This window comes from Chryseolinea sp. H1M3-3 (assembly GCF_029360725.1).
GTDB lineage: Bacteria > Bacteroidota > Bacteroidia > Cytophagales > Cyclobacteriaceae > Chryseolinea.
Window position 1 is genome coordinate 373,839 of the sequence record NZ_JARKMY010000002.1, and the last position, 22,653, is coordinate 396,491.

The 22,653-nt window shown below is 41.7% G+C and carries 18 protein-coding genes; 5 read left to right on the plus strand and 13 right to left on the minus strand.

Translation table 11 applies throughout. The features are described 5' to 3' along the window. The first annotated feature begins 61 nt into the window (after positions 1-61). The 3 genes from P2W71_RS09085 to P2W71_RS09095 all read left to right on the plus strand — a co-directional run bounded on the left by P2W71_RS09085 (position 62) and on the right by P2W71_RS09095 (position 6,123). Positions 62-3,472: an efflux RND transporter permease subunit gene (locus tag P2W71_RS09085; RefSeq protein WP_276369902.1), complete on the plus strand. Its 3,411-nt coding sequence runs from the start codon at positions 62-64 to the stop codon at positions 3,470-3,472. A 78-nt stretch (positions 3,473-3,550) separates the two neighbouring features. After that, positions 3,551-4,792, plus strand: a complete 1,242-nt coding sequence (locus tag P2W71_RS09090; protein WP_276369906.1) for a metallophosphoesterase — start codon at positions 3,551-3,553, stop codon at positions 4,790-4,792. 35 nt (positions 4,793-4,827) lie between these two features. Continuing rightward, a complete protein-coding gene (locus P2W71_RS09095; RefSeq protein WP_276369909.1) occupies positions 4,828-6,123 on the plus strand; it encodes a metallophosphoesterase in 1,296 nt (431 codons plus the stop codon). Between the two features lie 38 nt (positions 6,124-6,161). Here P2W71_RS09095 and P2W71_RS09100 read toward each other — a convergent pair whose 3' ends face one another. The 13 genes from P2W71_RS09100 to P2W71_RS09160 all read right to left on the minus strand — a co-directional run bounded on the left by P2W71_RS09100 (position 6,162) and on the right by P2W71_RS09160 (position 20,586). Further along, positions 6,162-7,652, minus strand: coding sequence for a gluconokinase (locus P2W71_RS09100; protein ID WP_276369911.1), 1,491 nt, complete (start codon positions 7,650-7,652; stop codon positions 6,162-6,164). 278 nt (positions 7,653-7,930) lie between these two features. Further along, positions 7,931-8,383: a DoxX family protein gene (locus tag P2W71_RS09105; RefSeq protein WP_276369914.1), complete on the minus strand. Its 453-nt coding sequence runs from the start codon at positions 8,381-8,383 to the stop codon at positions 7,931-7,933. Positions 8,384-8,433: 50 nt separating this feature from the next. Then, positions 8,434-8,796 carry a hypothetical protein gene (locus tag P2W71_RS09110; RefSeq protein WP_276369916.1) on the minus strand — a complete coding sequence of 121 codons (363 nt, stop codon included), beginning with the start codon at positions 8,794-8,796 and terminating at the stop codon, positions 8,434-8,436. A 92-nt stretch (positions 8,797-8,888) separates the two neighbouring features. Beyond that, entirely contained in the window at positions 8,889-9,218 is a 330-nt protein-coding gene (locus P2W71_RS09115) for an RNA-binding protein (RefSeq protein WP_276369919.1), read from the minus strand. Between the two features lie 234 nt (positions 9,219-9,452). Continuing rightward, complete coding sequence (locus tag P2W71_RS09120) at positions 9,453-10,181, minus strand: head GIN domain-containing protein (protein ID WP_276369922.1); 729 nt, start codon at positions 10,179-10,181, stop codon at positions 9,453-9,455. 349 nt (positions 10,182-10,530) lie between these two features. Then, complete coding sequence (locus tag P2W71_RS09125) at positions 10,531-12,582, minus strand: helix-hairpin-helix domain-containing protein (RefSeq protein ID WP_276369924.1); 2,052 nt, start codon at positions 12,580-12,582, stop codon at positions 10,531-10,533. Then, positions 12,579-13,400: a hypothetical protein gene (locus tag P2W71_RS09130; RefSeq protein WP_276369927.1), complete on the minus strand. Its 822-nt coding sequence runs from the start codon at positions 13,398-13,400 to the stop codon at positions 12,579-12,581. Before P2W71_RS09130 ends, P2W71_RS09125 begins: the two co-directional genes overlap by 4 nt. Positions 13,401-13,603: 203 nt before the next feature. Then, a complete protein-coding gene (locus tag P2W71_RS09135; RefSeq protein ID WP_276369929.1) occupies positions 13,604-15,055 on the minus strand; it encodes a BamA/TamA family outer membrane protein in 1,452 nt (483 codons plus the stop codon). Between the two features lie 43 nt (positions 15,056-15,098). Then, entirely contained in the window at positions 15,099-16,238 is a 1,140-nt protein-coding gene (locus P2W71_RS09140; protein ID WP_276369932.1) for a prolipoprotein diacylglyceryl transferase, read from the minus strand. 77 nt (positions 16,239-16,315) lie between these two features. Further along, on the minus strand, positions 16,316-18,157 hold the full coding sequence (gene nadE, locus P2W71_RS09145) for an NAD(+) synthase (RefSeq protein ID WP_276369935.1): 1,842 nt from the start codon (positions 18,155-18,157) through the stop codon (positions 16,316-16,318). Between the two features lie 78 nt (positions 18,158-18,235). Continuing rightward, a complete protein-coding gene (rnc, locus tag P2W71_RS09150; protein ID WP_276369938.1) occupies positions 18,236-18,976 on the minus strand; it encodes a ribonuclease III in 741 nt (246 codons plus the stop codon). Positions 18,977-19,055: 79 nt separating this feature from the next. Beyond that, positions 19,056-20,309, minus strand: coding sequence for a beta-ketoacyl-ACP synthase II (gene fabF, locus P2W71_RS09155; RefSeq protein ID WP_276369941.1), 1,254 nt, complete (start codon positions 20,307-20,309; stop codon positions 19,056-19,058). Positions 20,310-20,346: 37 nt separating this feature from the next. Further along, a complete protein-coding gene (locus P2W71_RS09160) occupies positions 20,347-20,586 on the minus strand; it encodes an acyl carrier protein (RefSeq protein ID WP_276369944.1) in 240 nt (79 codons plus the stop codon). Positions 20,587-20,703: 117 nt separating this feature from the next. Here P2W71_RS09160 and P2W71_RS09165 point away from each other — a divergent pair, with 117 nt between their 5' ends. Then, a complete protein-coding gene (locus P2W71_RS09165; RefSeq protein WP_276369947.1) occupies positions 20,704-21,126 on the plus strand; it encodes an IPExxxVDY family protein in 423 nt (140 codons plus the stop codon). Between the two features lie 55 nt (positions 21,127-21,181). Next, a complete protein-coding gene (gene pyk, locus P2W71_RS09170; RefSeq protein WP_276369949.1) occupies positions 21,182-22,612 on the plus strand; it encodes a pyruvate kinase in 1,431 nt (476 codons plus the stop codon). The last annotated feature ends 41 nt before the right edge of the window (positions 22,613-22,653 follow it).

Consider the following 22,653-nt stretch of genomic DNA (forward strand, 5'->3'; position numbering starts at 1 on the left):
GTGATGAAACATGGATCATGCTTGATCCATTGTTTCTCCATCATTTCTAACACTCTACAATATGCAAGACATCGAAAGAGAATTTAAGCCCACCAGTTGGGCGATCGACAATAAGGTGAGTATTTACGTCGCCACAATCCTTGTATGTATCGCTGGTATCACGGCCTACATCAAACTGCCAAAAGAAAATTTTCCGGAGGTTGTTTTTCCACAAATTTACGTGCTCACGATTTTTCAAGGAGCGCCTCCAACTGACGTTGAAAATTTGATCACCAAAGAGATTGAAAAAGAAATCAAGTCAATCAATGGTATTAAAAAAATCACGAGCAACTCGGTTCAAAATTATTCCAGCGTAATCATTGAATTCGAAACAGACATCGATGTAACAGAAGCAAAACGAGATGTCCAGGATGCCGTCAATCGCGCAAAGAATGAATTGCCCGTATTAGAGAAGGACCCTGAAGTATACGAAATCGATATCTCGGAACTTCCTATCATGAATATCAACCTTGCCGGTGATTATGATCTGCAAACACTGAAACGTTATGCTGAACAGATGCAAGACCGCATTGAAGCGCTTCCGGAAATTCGTAGAGTAGATATAGTCGGTGCGTTAGACCGCGAAATTCAAGTAAATATTGATTTATATAAAGCTTCGCTCGCAGGCGTAAGCCTAAATGATATCACGCAAGCCTTGGCTACGGAAAACGTTATTATGCCAGCAGGTCAACTTTCTGTTGCCGGTGTAAAGAGATCCCTAAGTGTTACTGGCGAATATGCCAACGCGGCGGAAATGGCAAATACTGTTGTGGGTTCGATACGCGGTGCCAAAGTATATTTAAAAGATGTAGCAGAAGTAGTTGATACGCACAAAGAGCAGGAAAGCTTTGCCAGGTTAGATGAGAAAAACGTTGTTACGCTGAATGTCATTAAGCGAAGTGGCAAGAACCTTATTCTTGCTTCGGATGCGATCAATGAAATTGTGAAAGAATACGAGAATGGTATATTACCCGCCGGACTTGATATAACGATCACTGCTGATCAATCGGATAACACGCGCGTTACACTCCATGACCTTATTAATACAATTATTATTGGATTTGTCTTAGTGACAATCATCCTCATGTTTTTTATGGGTGCGACCAACGCGATCTTTGTGGGATTGTCCGTACCACTCTCGGCCTTCATCGCTTTCTTGTGGTTCCCTGTAATTGGATTCACTTTAAATATGATGACCTTATTCTCCTTCCTGCTCGCGCTGGGAATTGTGGTCGATGATGCCATCGTGGTAATTGAAAATACACACCGCGTGTTTGATAATGGTAAAGTACCCATTCGCAAAGCCGCGAAGATTGCCGCTGGTGAAATATTCATTCCTGTGTTTTCCGGAACGCTTGTGGTGTTGGCTCCATTTATTCCATTAGCATTCTGGCCAGGAGTTATTGGGAAATTCATGATGTATCTGCCCATAACGCTGATCATCGCATTGTTAGCATCGCTGCTTGTTGCATACATCATCAATCCGGTGTTTGCCGCCGATTTCATGAAACCGCATGAGCACGAAGAAAATAAAAAGCCGACCATAACGAAAGGTTTTAAGATCACAGCAATTGTATTCGCTGCCATAGCCCTTGTTTCTTATCTTATTGGAATTCCAGGGTTCGGCAATTTTGTGGTGTTCCTGTTTATCCTATATGCATTGCATCACTTTGTGATTGCAGGCGTCATCTCACGCTTTCAAACCAACGTTTGGCCTAATGTACAGGCGCGTTATAAGCGGTTAGTAGCGTGGTGCCTTGGTGGATATAAACCTATTTGGATTGGCGTCAGCATCATTGTGCTGTTTGTCTTCTCAATTGTGTTTACTGCAATACGGAAGCCGCCTGTTGTGTTTTTCCCTACAGGAGATCCCAACTTTATCTATGCATACATTCGCATGCCAATTGGTACCGATCAGATTGTTACAGATTCAATTACCAAAATAGTCGAAGAGCGGGTTCAAAAGGTAGTTGGGAAAGATAATCCGATTGTTGAATCGATCATCTCCAACGTTGCCATTGGTGCAAGCGAAGATCCAATGGAAGGCGGTGGAACGCTCGGCAGCCCTCACCTCGGAAAAGTTTCTGTTGCCTTTGTTAAATTTTCGCAACGCGATGGACAAAATACCCGCGTTTACATGGATAAGATCAGGGACGCAGTGAAAGGAATTAAGGGAGCGGAGATTTCCGTGAACCAGGAACAGGGTGGTCCCCCAACAGGTAAACCTATCAACATTGAAGTGAGTGGTGATGACTTTGAATTGCTGGCCTCTACTTCAACACGACTGAAACGTTACCTCGATTCGCTGCAAATTCCCGGCGTGGAAGAACTTAAATCAGATTTCCAAAGCGACAAACCTGAGATCAACATTAAGATCGACCGTGAAAAGGCGAACAGGGAAGGTATCTCAACGCAAGCAATCGGATTTGCACTAGGAACAGCTGTTTACGGAGTGGAAGTTTCAAAATTCAGAGATGACAATGACGACTATCCCATTCAGGTTCGGATCATGGAGGACCAACGGAATGATGTCAATACATTAATGAATATTCCCATCACGTTCCAGGATATGAGCAAGAATGGCCAGGTAAGGCAAGTACCACTTTCTGCGATTGCGACTGCTGAATATACGAGTAGCTATGCCGGTATACGCCGAATTGACCAAAAGAGAACGGTGACCATTGCTTCAAATGTGCTGGGCGGCTTCAATGAAAATGAAGTTGTTGCAAATATTAAAGCAAGCATGGAATCTTTCAGTATTCCAGATGGCGTTACCGTTGATATGACCGGGGCTCAGGAAGAGCAGGCAGAAACATTTTCGTTCCTTGTGTTGGCGCTTGCACTCGCTATGGGACTTATCTTTATGATTCTTGTCCTTCAATTTAATTCGATCAGTAAACCATTGATCATTGGTGCTGAAATCATATTCAGTATCATTGGAGTTCTTATCGGATTTTCACTTTTCAAAATGGAAATATCCATAGTCATGACAGGTGTCGGTATAATGGCGCTTGCGGGACTGGTTGTTCGAAATGGAATTTTGCTGGTTGAATTCATAGAGCTCCTCGTTCAACAAGGAATGCCTTTGAGAGAAGCAATTGCTGAAGCTGCCAAAACACGTATGACACCCGTTATGCTGACCACCATAGCAGCAACCATTGGATTGATTCCTTTGGCAGTCGGTCTGAATATTGACTTCGTTACGTTGTTCACTGAATTCAATCCGCATATTTATTTCGGCGGTGACAACGTTGCTTTCTGGGGTCCGTTGTCCTGGACAATGATATTCGGACTTTTATTTGGAACTGTTCTTACGCTGGTTCTTGTGCCGGTGATGTACCTGCTTACCTATAAGTTAAAGGAAAGAGTCTCCAAAAAGAAAATAAGAATTGCGCCAAGGGAAGATGAGTCCGGCAGCGTGGTTCCGGTTTAGCAGAATTTTTTGTTACAACAAAATGTTAACAAAGTCGTCTCCACTAAAGGACGACTTTGTTAGTTTATGAAGCCACGCATGATTACGCTTGTTATATTGACGCTCTTTTTCCTCATAGTCGACTACTATGTTTTTCAAGCGGTTTTAACCGTTAGCCAAAACTGGTCAACACCCTGGAAATATTTATTTCGATATGGCTTTTGGGTACCCACACTGATTAGCATTGTTGTGTTGCTCGGATGGTTTGTTGGCGACCCTTACAAATGGAGCGCAACAGTTAAGACTTGGGTGATCACCTATTTATTTGCAATCTATTTTTCAAAATTATTCGCCGTGATCGTACTCTTTGCCGAAGATATGTCACGTGGTGTACGACAAGTAATTGCGTACTTCACAAAGTATTCCGACGCGCCAGTATCGGGGGCAGAAACGATAACCAGATCTGAGTTTCTATCAAAGACCGCATTGGCCGCCGCTGCCATTCCCTTTGGTACAATGGTGTATGGTATCATTTCTGGTGCGCACGATTACCGCGTGAGAAGGGAGACGGTTCGACTTCCTAATCTGCCAAAAGCATTTGACGGACTGAAAATAGCACAGCTTTCAGACATACATTCTGGAAGCTTCTTCAACAAGACTGCCGTGAAGGGTGGTGTAGAAATGGCTTTGGCTGAAAAACCCGACGTTATTTTCTTTACGGGCGACCTGGTCAACAATGAAGCCTCGGAAGTAAAAGATTACATCGATGTATTCAACAAGCTCAAAGCGCCAATGGGTATTTATTCTGTTACGGGCAATCACGACTATGGGGACTATCATCGATGGCCGAACTTAAAAGTTAAACAGCAGAACTTCCGTGATCTTATAGAAGCTCATAGGTTACTAGGGTTCAATCTGCTGATGAATGAAAATCATTTCCTGGAATTGGGGGGAGAAAAAATTGCTGTTATCGGAATCGAAAACTGGGGAGGACGTGGGTTCGCAAAATACGGCAAATTGGATGAAGCTTATCGCGGAACAGAAGAGGCCGCTACCAAACTTCTTCTCTCACACGACCCAAGTCATTGGGATGCTCAAGTGATACGCGGTTATAATGATATCGATCTCACATTTTCCGGCCATACCCATGGATTCCAGTTTGGAGTCGAAATTGGTAATTTTAAATGGAGCCCCTCACAATATGCATACGAACAATGGGCGGGTCTTTATCAGAAAGGATCTCAGTACCTCTATGTAAATCGGGGGTTTGGATATTTAGGTTATCCCGGAAGAATAGGTATGCCTCCTGAAATAACCATCCTGGAATTAAAACGGGCCTGAACTTTTATTGCGCGTTCATTGCTTATTTTTACTAGATGAACGACGGTGCTTCCTATCGGATTAAAATGGCCATTTTTGGGCTTATTTTATTATTTCTGATTGATATTTATGCATATCAGGCTATCCGTATCGCGACTCACAAATTGCAAACTGTTCTTAAGGTTATCGCGCGCACTTTTTATTGGACCGTTACAGGTTTTGCAGTCTTCATCCTGCTTTGGATTAACATCGTGGGTATCGCCGATGAAAAAACTAAGCAGTGGATTATCGTTTGTCTCGGCATCGTTTATTTTTCTAAGATTTTTCTGGTGCTCGTATTATTTGTGGATGACGTCAGGCGTGGCTTGCATTTCTCAAAGAAGTATTACCGAAAAATTAAAGAGGGGAACGTTGTAGAGAGTGCATCCCGTATTTCGCGTTCAGAATTTTTCGCGAAAGCTGCATTGTTTTCCTGGAGTATTCCTGTGGCTTCTCTTTCATTTGGAATCATTACAGGTGCACATAATTTTCATGTACGCAGACGGGTGATTTACCTTCCTAATCTTCCTAAAGCATTTGACGGAATTTCAATCGGTCAGCTTTCTGATATACATGCCGGGTCATTGTTTAATAAAACGGCTATTCGCGGAGGCGTTGATATGCTGTTAAACGAGAAGCCTGATGTCATTTTATTCACCGGCGACTTAGTTAATGTTGAAACCAAAGAAGTAAGCGACTACATTAACACGTTTGATAAAATTAAGGCACCCCTTGGAGTGTTCTCGGTCACCGGTAATCATGACTATGGAAATTATAGGCAATGGCCATCTGTTGCAGCAAAGCAACAAAACCTCCGGGATATGCTGATTGCCCATAAACAAATGGGATATGATTTGTTGATGAATGAACATCGTATGCTGGAGTTGAATGGTGATAAGCTCGCGATTATAGGTGTTGAAAACTGGGGTATAGGGCCACCGTTACGTTTTCCCAAGTATGGTAAACTCAGAGAAGCCCATGCAAACACAAACGACGCTGCTGTTAAAATTTTACTGTCGCATGACCCAACGCATTGGGATGCACAAATACGACCTGAGTTTCCTGACATTGATCTCACATTTGCGGGCCATACGCATGGTTATCAATTAGGTGTCAGCCTTGGAAATTTTACCTGGAGCCCGGCTCAGTACCGTTTTAAACAATGGGCAGACCTCTATCAGGAAGGAGATCAGTTTTTGTATGTGAACCGGGGTTTTGGATGTATCGGTTACCCTGGCAGAATTGGCATGCCTCCTGAATTAACGATTATAGAATTGAAAAGAGGAACGGGAAGCGTATCAGTTAAAAGTTAAGCGCGTTTGCCAGATTTTAGCTACTCATCGCACAACTTCTAACGAAGCGCCAACACCGCCTCCATCTCCGGCTTTAATTTCTTATACATGCTTTCATAAATCGCAAATGCCTTTTTATACACCGCATGGTTTGTTAGGTTCGGGATGTACGTTACATCTTCTTGAGGTTTTAGATCTTTGTAATCCGCTATAAGGTTGGACGCTTTAAATCCCAAATAAGCGGCACCGACAGCGGATGCATCTTCAGCATTGATCAGGCAAATCTTTTTATTAAATATGTCAGCCAGAATCTGAAGCCATTCTTCTGAATGAACAAATCCACCACTCACATGTACTTGCTCAATATCTAACCCTGAAGATTCCATTGCCGCTGCAATGCTGTATAATGCCATCGATACCCCTTCAACAACGGCTCTCGTAAAATGCGCTTGGGTATGGAAATTTCGGATTCCAAAAAATGTTCCGCTAGCTTCACTATCCCAAATGGGTGCACGTTCACCCAATAAATACGGAAGAAAGATCAAACCTTCGGCACCCGGTTTAATGCTTTTTATTTCATGTAAAATAGCATCATAATCAGCACTGGTATTGAGTGTCTTTCGGAGAAATATTTCGGTATACCATTTTAGTATAACCCCACCGTTGTTAATCGGCCCGCCAGAAATATAAACATCTTCCGTAAGCAAATAATTGAAAGTCATGGCTTCGAAATTCACCGTTGGTTTTTTGCTAGCCACCCGAATGGCTCCGCTAGTTCCAATGGTAAGCGCAGCAATCCCAGGGGTAACGGCAAAGCTTCCTAGATTTGCCATACAGCCATCACTTGCGCCAATAAAGAAAGGGATGTTCGCCAAAACTTTTAAGTCATGTGCGGTGTCTTGTTTTAGGTCCTTCCGGCTGTGAGTGACCGCCACGGGCTGCGAAAGCTGATGGGTGGAAATGCAACAATAGTTCAGCGCATCCTCATGCCAGGTCAATTTTTCTATATTGAATAACCCAGTTGCCGATGCAATGGAATAATCTATTTCATATACGCCAAAAAGCTTATACCAAATAAATTCTTTGATAGATATAAATTTAAAAGTCTTTTGAAAGAGAGCCTGTTGATTTTCATTTAACCATTTGATCTTACATACAGGGGTCATGGCATGAATGGGTGTTCCTGTCTCACTATAAATTTTCTCGCCCATTGCCGTAGATCTCAATGCCTTTGCAATTGATGCACTTCTGTTGTCTGCCCACGTAATCATATTCATAAGCGGACTTCCTTCTTCATTGACAGGTATAACGCTGTGCATTGCACTGCTAATTACAATGCCACCAGGTTTCTCTTTGAGATGATCAATGACTCGCAGAATACATTTCACAAAGGCCTGCCATATCAGTTCAGGTGCTTGTTCGCTATACGTCTGTTTCGGGGAATACGTCGGATAAGAGACTTGGGCAGCGTGTATCGGTTCGCCGGAAAGCTGCACAGCAACGGCTTTGGTGCTTCCTGTACCGATGTCAATACCAATAAAATAGTTCATGTCTTAAATTTACTTTCATTTCAAAAGTTGTGCAGTGGTAGTTGGGCCAATGATCACGATGGCCTACTCGAAAAATAAAAATCCAACGGATAAATGTGTCGGCGGACAATAGGTGTGGAATATATCCATGAACAGCTTCTATTTATCATGAGTAATTATTTTGTTATGGCTTCCATTGATTTGCTGTGGCCACTGAAATCGCAAAATCGTGTCAAGATATAAAGAAAAACAAAAAGGCACCTGATTTCAGGTGCCTTCCCGGTTTAGGTTAATAGGATTTACAAATTCGCATGTTCCATTTCTCGCCGACGTTTAGCATCTATGGAATAACGACCTGCTCCGAAGACCATAAAGACTATTAAGCCAATGAAGACAACAATAGATAACCAAAGCTCCATGTGCTGACCAATTGAAAGAAAACCTTTAGGAGCATTAACCATGAAGACAGCTCCGATAAGGATGGGCAACTGAATAAAGCATACGATTCGGGTAAAAAGTCCAAAGAAGATCAGCGGGCCGCCCAAGATATGTGCAAAGACGATGTAATGTGCGAGCGTTATTCCGGCAAAATAAGTATTTATTCCTGCCGTAGTCATTTTAAGCTCCGCCATGTGCGTAATAAAATAGAGCCCTTTATAAGTGATAAAGGCTCCAAGAACAATCCGGAATACATCTAAAAATCCAGGGCGATGGCTGTTACCCCACCGCTCAAGGTCGGTAATTACATTCATAGCTTGTAATATTTGGATGTTACAAAGTTTACTAAACTATTTAGTCAGAATCAAGATTTATTTGTGTTATTCCAAATCCTGATAACCCAATAGATCGGAAAGGTGATCACACCCAGGAAAATGAATAGGAGAATCCACAGCAATTGCTCTCCAGTACCAATATCCTTATTGAGTATTGCATGGACGATATAAAAGATGAGAAGAACCAATGTAGCCAACGCTAACAGTACGATTGGGATAATAAAGGAGAAAACTACAATAAGGATTTCCCGTGCCTCAGGTTCGCCATGTTCATTCATTTCCACAAGCTGGATGATGGCGTAAACAATTTGCCAGAGAATAATAGGAAAGAGAATAAAGGGTAGGATTGTAAAAATCCCCAGTACAATCTTTTGCGGTCTGCTTAGAACCATATCGGTGAAATTTGGTATGACTATGAATCCGAAAAAGAAGGCAAAAAAAAACTGCTCATAAATGAGCAGTCTTGTTTACAATATCGGATGGATTAATATTCGTTATTGCTTCTGCGGTTAAAGCCACCGCCACCGCCACTTTTGTAACCTCCTCCGCCACCGCCACTTCTAGGAGCATCGGTGCGTGGTCTTGCTTCGTTGACCACTAAGGTCTTACCCAAGAAATTGAAACCGTTTAAACTTGTGATAGCTTGACGGGCACTCGCATCGTCCGACATTTCAATAAATCCGAAACCACGGCTGCGCTGTGTAACTTTGTCCATAACAATCTTGGCAGAAGAAACTTCGCCATACTCTTCGAATAATCCCTTCAATTCCTGTTCGGATGCCTTAAAAGGGATATTGGCAACGTAAATGTTCATTGGTAAAAATAAGTAAATGGAAAATTAAATTAATGCCAACTGGCAAACTTGGCTGAACGACTACTCGTAATGACGGGTGAGAGGGACTCAGTAAAGAATGACAATTAACATTTAAAAGTAATAAGAAAATTTGACTAAATGCTAAAAGTTATACTTTAAGGTATTTATGTGCCTTTTAAGGCCAATTTCGCACTTATTGCAACCGTTGCAGCAGCATATTTAGCCCTCTTTGGGTTAGTACGCCCGCTCAATGCTACCCGATCCGTATATTTTTTTCTGGGCCGATTTGGTATTCCCTTTGTGTTTTACCTGACCATTGCCCACTACCAACGCGTCTATTGCATTCGAGACATTTAGTTGACAAAGGCCTGGGCCGCTGACCTTGGCTTTCGCTGTCTCCAATGCACAAGCGTAACCGTTTAATGTTCCTGAACCACTTACAATAGCATCGATTGATGTTGCATAACCTTTTACGGTCATAACCCCAGGCCCACTTAATTCCGCTTTTATCGTATTCCCTTTTAAGTCAACGTCCAGGCTACCAGCGCCTGATACGCCTAAGTTTATATAATCGGATGCAATGGAGTTTTCAGAAATGATTCTGCCGTTTCCATTGACTTGCAAATCATTCAGATTTTTAACGCTGACATATAGCTTCATCGTTGGATTTAACTTGATATCGTCAATCTTTTGCCAAAGACTTTTATTTGGATTGTCTGGCTTGCGATCAACGTTTACCATTAATATCCCGTTTTCAACTTTTATTTCGGTAACAGCGAAAATTTCAGTTAAAGCTTCGACTGTCACTTCTTGTTTATTGGTTTGTTTAAGGTAAACCGTGTAATTTGAATTGACATAGATGCCCTTGAATTCAGGAAGCTCCAACACTTTCTTGGTAGTTTGTGCAGTAACAGATCCTATAGCACAAGCCATCACAAAAAGGAGTACGATACATTTTTTCATATACATGATTTTGTTCATATCAAATAACCGGATCATCGGTTGAAAATGAAACTTGCCCATCGATTAAAAGTGTAGTTGGTCGGCTGTACCCTGCTGATAAGGTTCATATTTCCGGGAAATCTTACTTCTTATCCCGAAAGATTGCCTTGAAGATGAGAATAAAGGCAATTCCACCAATGCACATTAACAGTAAAACTTCAGGTGTAATTTGGTCAATAGCGTGCATGGGTACGTGAGTTCTTGTGGTGCAATTTATCTAAGGCGAAGCGGATGTATTAATGATTCGTGAAAGAAATTATCGCCACGCAATCGTGCATCGTCTTCTCCCCGAATGATCTTTCGAGCTGATTCAAAACCTGAAAACCATCTGAGCTTTAATGTCGTCTTTGGTATTCCCTTCAATGCTATCTATCCCTGACCCAATCTGATTTTGGTGCTGATAACGAATGTGTGCGTATCTAAACCAAAACGTGATGTGCCGGTTGATTTTATATTGTAGAATAATCATCTTTCTAACACCAGCCCCATAATAAGCAGGTAACGAATAAGCGAGCCAAACATCGTTTTCGTAGGCATACTGCCGGTTATCATAATCCTCTGTTTCAAACAGGCCATAACGCATCGTTAATTTTAATTTTCCGAGATCAATAATCAGATCCTGCATAAGCGCAAACCCTTGTGTTTTCTTATTTTCAATGGAATAGGTGCTAAATTGTGCGCGACTTTTAAACCGAAGCATGGAATGGGGTGAATAATCAAAACTCACCCAGTAGTTGTTCTTCTTGCCTGCAGATAAGATGTATTGATTTGTCGAGTCGGATTCAATATTCCTGCTCTTAAATTCTTCTCGTGCCTGAATAAATATCTTAACTTTTCGGGAAGGCTCGTAATTAAATCGCAACAGCCATTCGTGCCCTGTCGACGGCGCATAACTTCTGAAACGAAGCCATGGGAATTTAAAGATGTCAACATATCCCGATACACTGTAACGTCGGCTGAAAGAATATTTCCATCCCCAATAAATTCCTTCTTCGTTTTGCGTGTTGCTGCCTTCTCCAAAACCACTGGAATAAAAGGTGTGGAAGTCACGGTCAAACTTACGGTACACTACCGATACATCAAGCTTTGGGGACAGACTGGTAAGGATGCCTGCACTTGCTGCTGTCCCTGCCTTTAATGACTGGGCAACTTCACTAAAAAATGTTATGTTTTTTACGGTATAGTTAAGATAGATACCAATGTTTGTATTGGTTTTCCCTGCAAACGCAAATTGATTATACGCCGTAGGTGTCCGCTCGATTGGTGAATCGAAAACAACATGATTAAGCATGAGGCCTCCATCCAGTGCGTTGTATTTATATTGAATAATAGCTGCAAAATTGTTCTCGCTCGCCTGCTTTCGTTTTAGCAACTCACTCTCATTTCTGTGCAGGCCAGTCGCAGCAAAAGATGCAATAATGTCCTCCTGGTCGTTATCAACAACCGTGGCATCTTTGTTTGTACGGGAAACAAATGTGGTCAGTGCAATTTTTTTTGTAGCCTCAAGTGTAAGCCCAATGCCTCGCATTCCACCCGATTCGTAAACTGACGTGTAAGGTAATAATCCGATATTACTCCGCCTGACGCTTGTTATTGTTTCGCTTCCCTTTCCGGTACCAAAGATTCCCCCCAACATCAAACCTTGACCGAATTGGCTTTGATAATCACCCACAATAAGATTCTTTATTCTACCCTTATTCTGAAGCTGAAAATGGCAGGAAAAATAGTCAAGCCCGTAATAGCGAGATGACGGCGCCCAGCGAATTTGTTCGCCCGGGTCTTTTTCCGTTGTGAATCCGAAACTAAAATCGCCTGGCCTGCTGGAACGAAATCGGATATAAATTTTATCGGGCGAACCTTTGAACTTCGCCGATGGCGCTACAGTATTTTGGAATCCATTCTTTTGTTGCAAGGTTTGCTCGTAACGAATTAGAAAATAATTCTCGCCCTCTTTTTTTATTCGACGCCAAAGGGATGCATCAAGAGCAGTAGTTTGGTCGGTTACCGTCAGGAACGGAACAACTTTGTAGATCGTAGGCAGATCAAATTCCGGAACGGTCTGAAGCTCGTATATAGAAATGAATTTTTGATTTTGTGTTCGATACTTAATTAACGCATCGATTTGGGACTCACTAAGTAGATTGAGAAATCGAAAGTCTTCTGCGGTACCTTTGTTTAGATTGATTGGATGAGCCATTAATTGAACGAGGTTTTCATATAGCTCTTCATAATTTAGATCCATATCAGGCTGGCTAAAAAGTTCGTCAGCGATTTGACTCACATCAATTTCTTTTTTTGGAAAATCCTGGCAACAACAGGCAATAGCCAAATGGAGACAAGAAATGATAATCAAAATTCTCATCTCTTACGGTTGATTTGATAGCCAACGGTCGCCTGATGCCGTGACCCAAAATTGAAATGATGCTGATAAGCATAATCTATTTTGAATTTTTTCGGACGAAAACCGAACCCGAAGAAGGCAGCACTCGGGTTTATGTTAAAGCCAGTTCTGAAAATAAATTTTTTCAAAGGCTGGTATTCTACGCCACTTTTCCATTTCACAGGATAGTTCAAATCTTTTTCCAACTCGGTGGTTACAAATGTCTGGGAGGTGAGTTGGAATCCGATGCCTACGATTAGAACAGTTGGAAGCTTTTCGTTTTCTATAACGGAAATTTTCGGTTGATTAAGGTTTACGATATGAGCACCTATGGAAATCTTTTCCGTGAGTTTTGCTATTCCCCCAAAGCTTATACTGAAGACCCCTTTACTACCAAAGCCTTCTGCCTTGTATTGAACATAATTTGCTTTTATACCAAGCGAGGCAAGTCCAAACGTGTTGCTGAAACCTACCGCGAAAATTTGCTCATTGTACAGCTGATCACCAAAGCGAAATACGCCGACGCCGCCAACACCAAATTTTACTGGCACTGCAAATACAGCAGCCATGCGATTGAATGGTTTAAAAGACGGCTGGGTATCATACGCAAAGCTCGCGGACGTTTTATCCACTTTAGCGAGACCTGCAACATTATTGAATATGGACCATTCATCTGTTACACAGGCTGAAGCATATGCCAGACCACCAGCACGGGAGCCCATTAACGTCGGAGCGCTTTGAGCAAAGGAATTTGACAGCCATAGCATGGACATGCCTAAGGCCAATAAATAATGACACACAACGGTTTATTTTAAGAATGTTTGAAATAACGTAAATGAAATTAAAAAATCAACAGCTTACCGATTAAAAGATTGACACATTTGATTGTTGAAATAGTTGCCGCTAAAGATCTTCAAGGAAATCAATAACTAGAAATTTTCCACCCGCATTGGATTTTAAGTATAAGCCTTTGTAGTCATCAGTGAGATCGTTGAGACAGAAGTCAGAACTCCTTCCTCACATGAAAGAAAAATCCTTTTTCACCTTCGCCATTAAAAGTATATTCGAATCGGAACACTGTATCATACGATGCGACAATATCTATTCCTCCGCCGGCGCTGGATATGACTTTATCTGTTAATCTCGTACTCAGGGTATAATTCGGGTAACTTTTTACGTAGCCAACATCTCCATAGGTCTTAATAAAAATGGATAGAGGAATGTGTCTGAATTGTGGAATTGGCATCACGTTCCATTGATAAGTTCTGCTATAAATTCGTTTTCTTAAGGTTAGTTTATTGAGCGCATATGCAAGGCCTTCGATGACATAAATTTCATAACCCCTCGCGAATTGCTTTTTGTATCCCATAGCTCCATAGTTGGAATATGGCACGTCGTCAGGCGTGCTGGCATACGCTATAAAATTATTTGCCAGGAAAAAATTTTTAGTCAGATCAAAAAACTTGGAATAGGAGAGGCTTACCTCAAATTTTTTCAAATCATCTTTTGAGGTTACACCGCTTTTGGCTGCGATTAATGTCAGGTAATGTCCGTGCAATGGGTAGCCTACATAATCGCGGCGATCGGCGGTGAACTGATAAGAAATAATTCCAAATCGCTGTGAAGTTTTTTCATTGCCAAAATATGTTGGATTAAGCAAAGGAATGGTGTCATTGATGTCAGTACTTCGATACTCAATCTTCAGTGCATGTGATATATAAAACGAATTCCGGTAAGTATAAGTAATTCCACCACCGCGCGTTGTGCGGAGAAGATCATCTGCTTTTAAGAACTCCAGTTTATGATCGACAGTTCGAAATGCCAGGTTTTTTGTCTCCGCGAAATCCCAATCGAAAATCAATCCGTGCTTTTGTTTTTTGTCGATGTAAGGAAATCGGTATGATAATTCGAAACGTCTTTGAAATCCGAATTGAGCCGTTAATCTAAGCGTTTCGTTTCTTCCGCGCATATTAAATTGATATAGACGCAGACCATAGTTAACGCGGTTAAAGTCGTGATTGTAGTTTTGCCACCACTCATTAAAATTCCGGTCAGACAATTCGAAGATAGGAGCGGGAAATGTATACCATCGCTCATTTAAATCAATCAATAGGTCGACGTAATCTTTCTGTAACTCAAGACTGCGGATTTCGACCGTATTAAATAGTCGGGTATTGATTAATTTTTTTTTATCTCGTTCAAGAATATCATTTAAATCGTGACTGTAAATAATATCTCCTTGACGGAGTGTTAGCTCCCTCAGCACAATTTGATCCCGCGTAATACGATTACCTAAAATGAAAATGCGGTTGATATGAATAAACCTGCCCGCCGTATCGGGAATTGTATGGAACGGAGTGCTGCTTAAAGTATCGGGCAACTTGATTTGTTCTTGCTGAGCAAATGACTCAGAAGCAAATAAAGAAATGATGATACTTAAAATCAGTGCCCGCATGTTGTACCCACTAAGACAATGACAGTGCCAACAAGTTTAAAAATCACTTTTTCAATTCATTGACATTGACGTGTTCTTTTCTATAAGAAAGCATCACTATTACAATACCAGCAATAACCATTGGTATACTCAATATTTGTCCCATGTTTAGGAACATCCCTTCTTCAAACGGCTCCTGATTTTCTTTCAGATATTCAAAAAGGAAACGAAGGCCAAAGCACCAAATTAAAAATATACCCAGTAAACGACCTGCTGGCAATTTTTCTTTTTGCTTAGACCAAAGCCAAAACAAGAAAATAAACAATATAACACACGAGATCGATTCGTAAAGTTGGGCCGGGTGTCGTGAGATTCCATAGGTGCTGATTCGCGATGCGAGTTTCCCATCATCTAATAGTTGTCCGTTCGTTTTGGTTTTATCCCCAGCAGCATCAAAATACTCTGATAAATTATGACTTAACAGGTTTCGCGCTGACGTATTTGTGAATTCCCGCGCGCGCTCACCATCTACTCCTCGCTTGAAGAAAAGGTAAATATTCAAGGGTACACTGGAGGAGGCGTCGGTATGTGGTATTGAATCGTTCCTTTTGATAACGACAGATTCAACGAGTTGATCCTCATCGAACCTGGGATCAGTAATGGCATCTGTAAATTTATTTACAAATACTACGCCCCAGGGCTTTGTGGTTGGAAGGCCGATAATTTCTGAATTAAAAAAGTTGCCTAGTCTGATCAAGGCGCCAGTAAGTGCAACCACAATAACAATTCGGTCAACAACCTGGAGAAAAGATTGTCCGGGTTTTTTCTTTCGGCTATAAATATACAACGCTGATAAAATACCGATAGCGGCGCCGTGGCTTGCCAATCCTTGTAATCCTGTGAATCGGAACGGGCTGAATTCAAATGGTAAAAATATGCTCAGCGGATTTTCAGTAATAATTTCGGGTTGATAAAAAATAACATGCCCGAGACGTGCACCGATGATGGTTGCGATTACCATGTATATTGTCAAGGTATCGACATCTTTTTCCGGTTTTCCTTCTTCCTTATAGAAGTAGTACATGAATTGCTGGCTGATCAAAAATCCTAAAGCGAAAAACAATCCGTACCAGCGTAGTGAGAAGCTGCCATAGGAGAAAATCTCAGGGCTAGCATTCCAAATAATGTAATTCAGTATCGACATAAGGGGCAAATATAATCCGTTAAATGATATCCAGTAAGGGTTTTAGGGGAATGTCGGTTTTTGGTACATTTTCCATATTATTGGGTGTTGTCCAGCGATTCGAGCTCTTGAAGAAAACCTGCTGACAGTATCGGGAACCTGCACCAGCTTCGTGGATCAACGTTTAAATCATCCAGGTGCAGCGATGGTGCCAGGCGTTCTCTTTTCCATTGGTTCGCCGACCATAATCGGAAAAATTTCTTGATGTGAGTTTTTAGGGATGCGGCTTCATATCGGTCTTTCATCGATTGAAAAACTTCTAACGGCGACTTCCGATGAAAAATTGCATGCTTTTCAATTTCCACTAAAACAGAATAGGGCATCAGATCGGATTCATCGGTTTGTTGTCTTTCCAGCGGCCGCAACTCAGCAGTAGGCAGTAGGTTATTAACCAATGAAAGTCCAGGCTGGTCCAGCGCTTTCTCTGCCCAGCGTAACCATTGAATGATAAACGTTTTGCTGAGGCCGGCAATTGGACCAAAGCTTCCACTAGTATCACCATCCATTGTAGCATATCCTACATCACCTTCGCTTCTGTTTGAAGTTGTAATAAGTACAGCTCGTTTTACATTAGCAAGCATCCAAATGATCGGAGAACGGGTCCGCGCCTGAATGTTCTGCAACGTAATATCATCGGTTTGCCATTGTAGTCTTCTGCCGATGGCAGTTTCAATTTTTGATGTATAAGAAGTTACTTCTTCATCAATTTTCCAATGATGAAATTCCGCACCGACCGATTCGGCCAAATGCCGGGCAGCATTAAAAGTTTCTTGTGAAGAATTTTGAGTGCCCTGATAGGCACAAGTGAGTAGTTTGTTAACAGCCGATTTCCAATTGTCTACGATGTCTATTTGAAGTGCATGACAAAATTGGGTAGGGCCTAAAACATCCCATGCTCTTTTTACCATCTCTGTTACGGCGACGGCACACATGGAAGAATCAGCGCCTCCGCTAAGCGACAGCACAAAACCATTTGCACGGCTTTTTCGGAGATAATCAAACAGGCCGAGTGAAATGGCCTGTGCTAATTCTTCATTTCTTTCCTTGTTATCCGTTAACGCAACTGTCGATGTTTGATCTGGATCTTTAAAATCAATTTCAGTACCCAATACGTTGAAACGTCTAAAGGAGAATCTTTTATTGACAGCAACCAATTTTCCGTTCTGACCAATAATAATGTCGCCATCATAAATCATCCTTCCGGCTTCGTTGCCTAACAAATTAGCAAACACATAAACGCAGTTAAAAAGCCTGGATCCTTCTATGACCACTTCTTTTTCGCGAAGCAGGCTTTTGACCATAGCAAAATGGCTGGCGCTGGGATTAAGGATCAAATCAACTCCTCGTTTACAAAGCCTGTGGCCAGGGCGGTCTTCATCGCGCCACCCATCTTCACAGATTTCAAACCCAAATCGAATGCCGTGTGCTTCGTAAATAATATCTCCAACGTGAATGCGTTCATCACCTTTAACTAATTCTGTTACTTCATCGGGCGGCCATGCATCAAACCAACGAGGTTCATAGTGTACGCCGTCTCTGGCCAAGAATTGCTTGAAAGTGATCCCTAAAATTTTCTTATCGCTGATAACACAGGCGCCGTTATAGGTAACTTTACCTAATCTGACCGGAAGGCCTATGCCCACAGTTATATCCTGACAAAAATTTTTGATATAAAGAAGTTCTTTCCAGGCACGTTCAGGAAGCCAATCACTTAAAAATAAATCCTCGCATCCATACCCGGTAATGCACAACTCAGGCAAGCAAAGAATGCTGATGCCCCTTGAGCGTGCTTCTGCAATGGCGGCAATAATATTTTGTGTATTGTTACTCCAATCAAATGGAATCTGATTAACAGTAGCACCACCGATTTTGAGTTTCATTTCTGAAATGTTTTTAGCTTACAGTAGTACAAAGAGAATAATCACAACTAATCTTTTAATTAATTGTTGAACGCTTCGTCAACTCTCCCCCAACAGATTTAACATCTCGCAAGTTTTATATGCAGCATCCTGTTCTGCTTTCTTCTTGCTATTGCCATAGCCGGTTCCTTTGGCTTCACTGTCAACCAGAACTTGCGCTGTAAATTCCTTGTGATTCTTCCCTTTCTTTACATTGAGTATCTCAAAGCGCACTTCTTTTCCTTCGCGTTGCGCCCATTCAATTATCTTGCTTTTGAAATTCGAATTGGAATTGACCAAATCTTCAAGATCATAGTTTGGTATGATCAGTTTATCAATTACAAACTTTTTAGTTCTGAGGTACCCCTTATCCAGGTATATCGCACCTACAATTGCCTCTAGCGTGTTTCCTAGAATAACTTGCTGGAGATGGGCATTCTTTTGATCGTATTGAACGATGTTAGCTACACCAATCTTGCGCGCCAGAAAATTTAATGCTTCTCGATTTACAATTCTTGATCGGATCTCTGTAAGAAATCCCTCGGACTTAAAAGGAAATTTTTTAAAAAGATAATCTGCCACAGCTGCACCCAGTATGGCATCCCCCAGGTATTCAAGGCGCTCGTTCGATTCTTTAAAGCCGGCAGTAGTACTTTCTTTGGCAATAGAGCTATGCACAGTTGCCAAGCGATAAAGTTCGAGATTAGAAGGAGTGAATCCGGCTATATTGTGTATAGCGGACAAAAGTTTCTTATCAATTTTCGATTTTCCCTTTGGGATTTTAAGAATCTTCCAAACCAAGCGTCAAATTATTGTATAGTACGGAGCTAATTTAGCAATTCTTGTTATTTAAATTTTTCGAAAGCAAGGATGAGGATTTTTACGCCTTGAACTTTTTAAAGATGATCGAAAAATTATGACCTCCGAAACCAAACGTATTGCTTAACGCTACGTCTACATTTCGATGTTGGGCTTCATTAAACGTGAGATTGAGTTTAGGGTCAAGGCCAGGATCATCCGTATAATGATTGATCGTTGGCGGAATGATGGATTGATCGATTGCCATGAGGCAGGCAATGCTTTCAATTGCACCTGCCGCACCCAGCAAGTGGCCCGTCATCGATTTGGTTGAGCTGATATTCAAATTGTAAGCATGGCTTCCAAATACTTTTTGAATCGCCCTGATTTCTCCAATGTCACCAAGTGGCGTGGAAGTGCCATGGGTATTGATATAATCAATCTGCTCTGGTTTAACACCCGCTTCTTCTAATGCGTTATACATTACCCGGGTAATTCCAGCACCCTCAGGATGCGGGGCGGTAATGTGATAAGCATCGGCCGTCATGCCTCCGCCGAGTACTTCACCATAAATTCGCGCACCTCGTTTAACGGCGTGCTCATATTCTTCAAGAATCAAAGCACCGGCACCTTCGCCTAAAACAAAACCATCGCGATCTTTATCATAGGGACGGGAGGCAGTTTCAGGAGAGTCATTCCGTTCAGAAAGCGCTCTCATGGCATTGAATCCACCAACCCCTGCTTCACAAACTGCCGCTTCTGAACCGCCGGATACAATAACATCGGCTTTGCCTAGTCGTAAATAAGTAAATGCATCATAGATTGCATTTGTAGACGATGCGCATGCTGAGACCGTTACGAAGTTGGGCCCACGAAAGCCATATTTGATTGAAATATGTCCTGCACTTAAGTCAGGAATCATCTTGGGAATGAAGAAAGGATTGAACCTGGGCGTTCCATCACCTTTTGCATAGGTCTTTACTTCTTCCTGAAAAGTTAATAACCCCCCGATACCTGAGCCCCAGATAACACCAACACGGTCAGGGTTTACTTCAGCTAGCGGGAGGTTTGAATCTTTTATTGCTTCATCGACTGCGACCATTGCATACTGAGCAAAAGGATCCATTTTACGGGCCTCCTTGCGGTCCATGAAGTTGCCAATGTCGAAGTTTTTTACTTCACAGGCGAATTTTGTTTTGTAAAGTGAGGCATCAAAACGTGTAATAGGCGCAGCTCCGCTCTTACCTGCTTTCAGACCATTCCAATATTCTGGAAGTGTATTGCCGATGGGAGTGAGTGCACCAAGTCCTGTAACGACTACTCGTTTTAATGTCATGTTCAAAGGGGTGTGGTAAAAAAGCGAAAGGGATCAATTATTTCTTCACGTTTTGCTCCAGGTATGAAATTGCCTGGCCTACTGTTGAAATATTTTCAGCCTGATCGTCAGGAATCGAGATATTAAATTCCTTTTCGAACTCCATAATAAGTTCTACGGTGTCGAGAGAGTCAGCACCAAGATCGTTAGTGAAGCTCGCTTCGGGAGTAACCTCAGATTCCTCCACGCCAAGTTTCTCGATGATGATCTGTTTTACCTTTGTTGCAATTTCAGACATGTTTTTTCGGTTTAATGATTTAAAAATCTGTGCAAATAAAGAGATTTGCGGCAATATTGTCAAACTTTTTTGATCTTGCTCAAACGAGTGAAAACTCCCTTTAATCGTATTGAATGAATGAAAAAAAGTAAGTTAGTCATAGAATATGATTATGATTTTGAGTTGATGGGGATTCTTTCATCAGCCCGGGGGTACAAACTTGCTTGGGAAATTAATCAAACGTTGGGTATTCAGCTCATTAAACAACCTGATTTAGTGGTTGGTTTTAAAAATAATGAAGAAAAGAGTTTTTCTTTTTATTCACATGAAACGCAACTCAATCGATTGAAACTATTTAAAAATAAACCTTCTGAACAAGAAAGTGGAAAGTATTTTCTAATCCCTGAATTTCCTCACTTTGATTTTATAATTTTGGCCGCAATGGAAGAGCAGGACACACATCAACAGTTGATACATCGAGTAAGATCAATTGAAGTTATTCAACTTGTCGCCTCCATTCCACTGGAAGGTCTGAAATCAAAATCCAACTTTATTTTTTGATGGATAATGCAAGAACCTGTTCGCATAAACCAATTACGAATTACCTTAAACCTATATGCTAGATAAAGTATCGTTCAACAAGACTAAAATTGTTGCCACCGTCGGCCCTGCGTCCAACTCGAAAGGAATGTTACAGGCGTTAATTAAAGAAGGAGTAGACGTATTTCGTTTGAACTTCTCCCACGGCACTCACGAAGACCATTATAAAGTAATTCAATACGTCAGGGAACTCAACAAAGAACTTGGCACGAAGATCTGTATTCTTCAAGATCTTCAAGGACCAAAGATCCGGGTGAATGAAATGGAACCCAACGTAGTGATTGAGCGTGGACAAGATTTAATTATCACAACGCAGGAGGTGCTGGGTAGCAATAAAATTGTGAGCACCTCTTATAAAAGTCTCCCTAAAGACGTCAAAGTGGGAGATATGATCCTTATTGATGATGGTAAAATTGAATTAAAGGTAAAAGAAGTTAGAACGGATGAAGTCTTAACTGAAGTGGTTTATGGCGGATTACTCAAATCACGGAAGGGTATCAATTTGCCTTTTACCAAAGTATCGGCCCCTTCGCTTACAGAAAAAGATTTAAAGGATCTGGAATTTGGTATCAAGAATGACGTGGATTGGATCGCATTATCATTTGTTAGAAAAGCATTTGATATTCAATCCATGAGAGCCATAATAGATTCACACAATTCGGCCGCCCGTATCGTTGCGAAAATCGAAAAACCCGAAGCTTTAAGTAACATCGATGAGATCATTGCTGAGACCGATGCGGTAATGGTTGCCCGCGGCGACTTAGGTGTGGAAATATGGATGGAAGAGGTGCCAATGGTTCAAAAGATGCTGGTAGATAAATGTAACAGAGCTGGTAAACCGGTTATTGTTGCCACCCAGATGATGGAAAGCATGATTGAGAATCCTCGACCTACACGTGCTGAAACGAACGACGTTGCCAACGCAGTTATGGATGGCGCGGATGCGTTGATGCTTTCGGCCGAAACTGCTTCCGGAAAATATCCGCTCGAAGTTATCCGCAGTATGGTACGCACTGTCGCATCGGTCGAGAAAAACCCGAAGATCTATTATCACTTCAGAGAAGTAGAACGCTCGTCACCAAAATACATTCACGACAACTTTGTACTGGCTGCCTGCAAACTTGCGAAAGATGTTGGTGCAAAAGCCATTGTGGGAATGACGCAGTCTGGTTATACAGCTTTCCAGTCTTCAGCATACAGACCAAACGCCAGCATTTTTGTCTTTACATCAAATGCGTCGCTATTAAACAAGATCAACCTCGTGTGGGGATCCCAGGCTTATTATTACGATAAGATAAACTCTACAGACGAGACCATCTCTGACGTTGAATCTACTTTAAAACGTGACGGCCATGTAAAGACTGGCGATATTATTATTATCCTGGCCAGCATGCCGATTCACGAGAAAGCCAGGACGAATACTTTGAAGATTAACGTGGTCAAATAGACAATCCATTAACAGTAAGCAGCCGGGTTTTAAACCTGCTG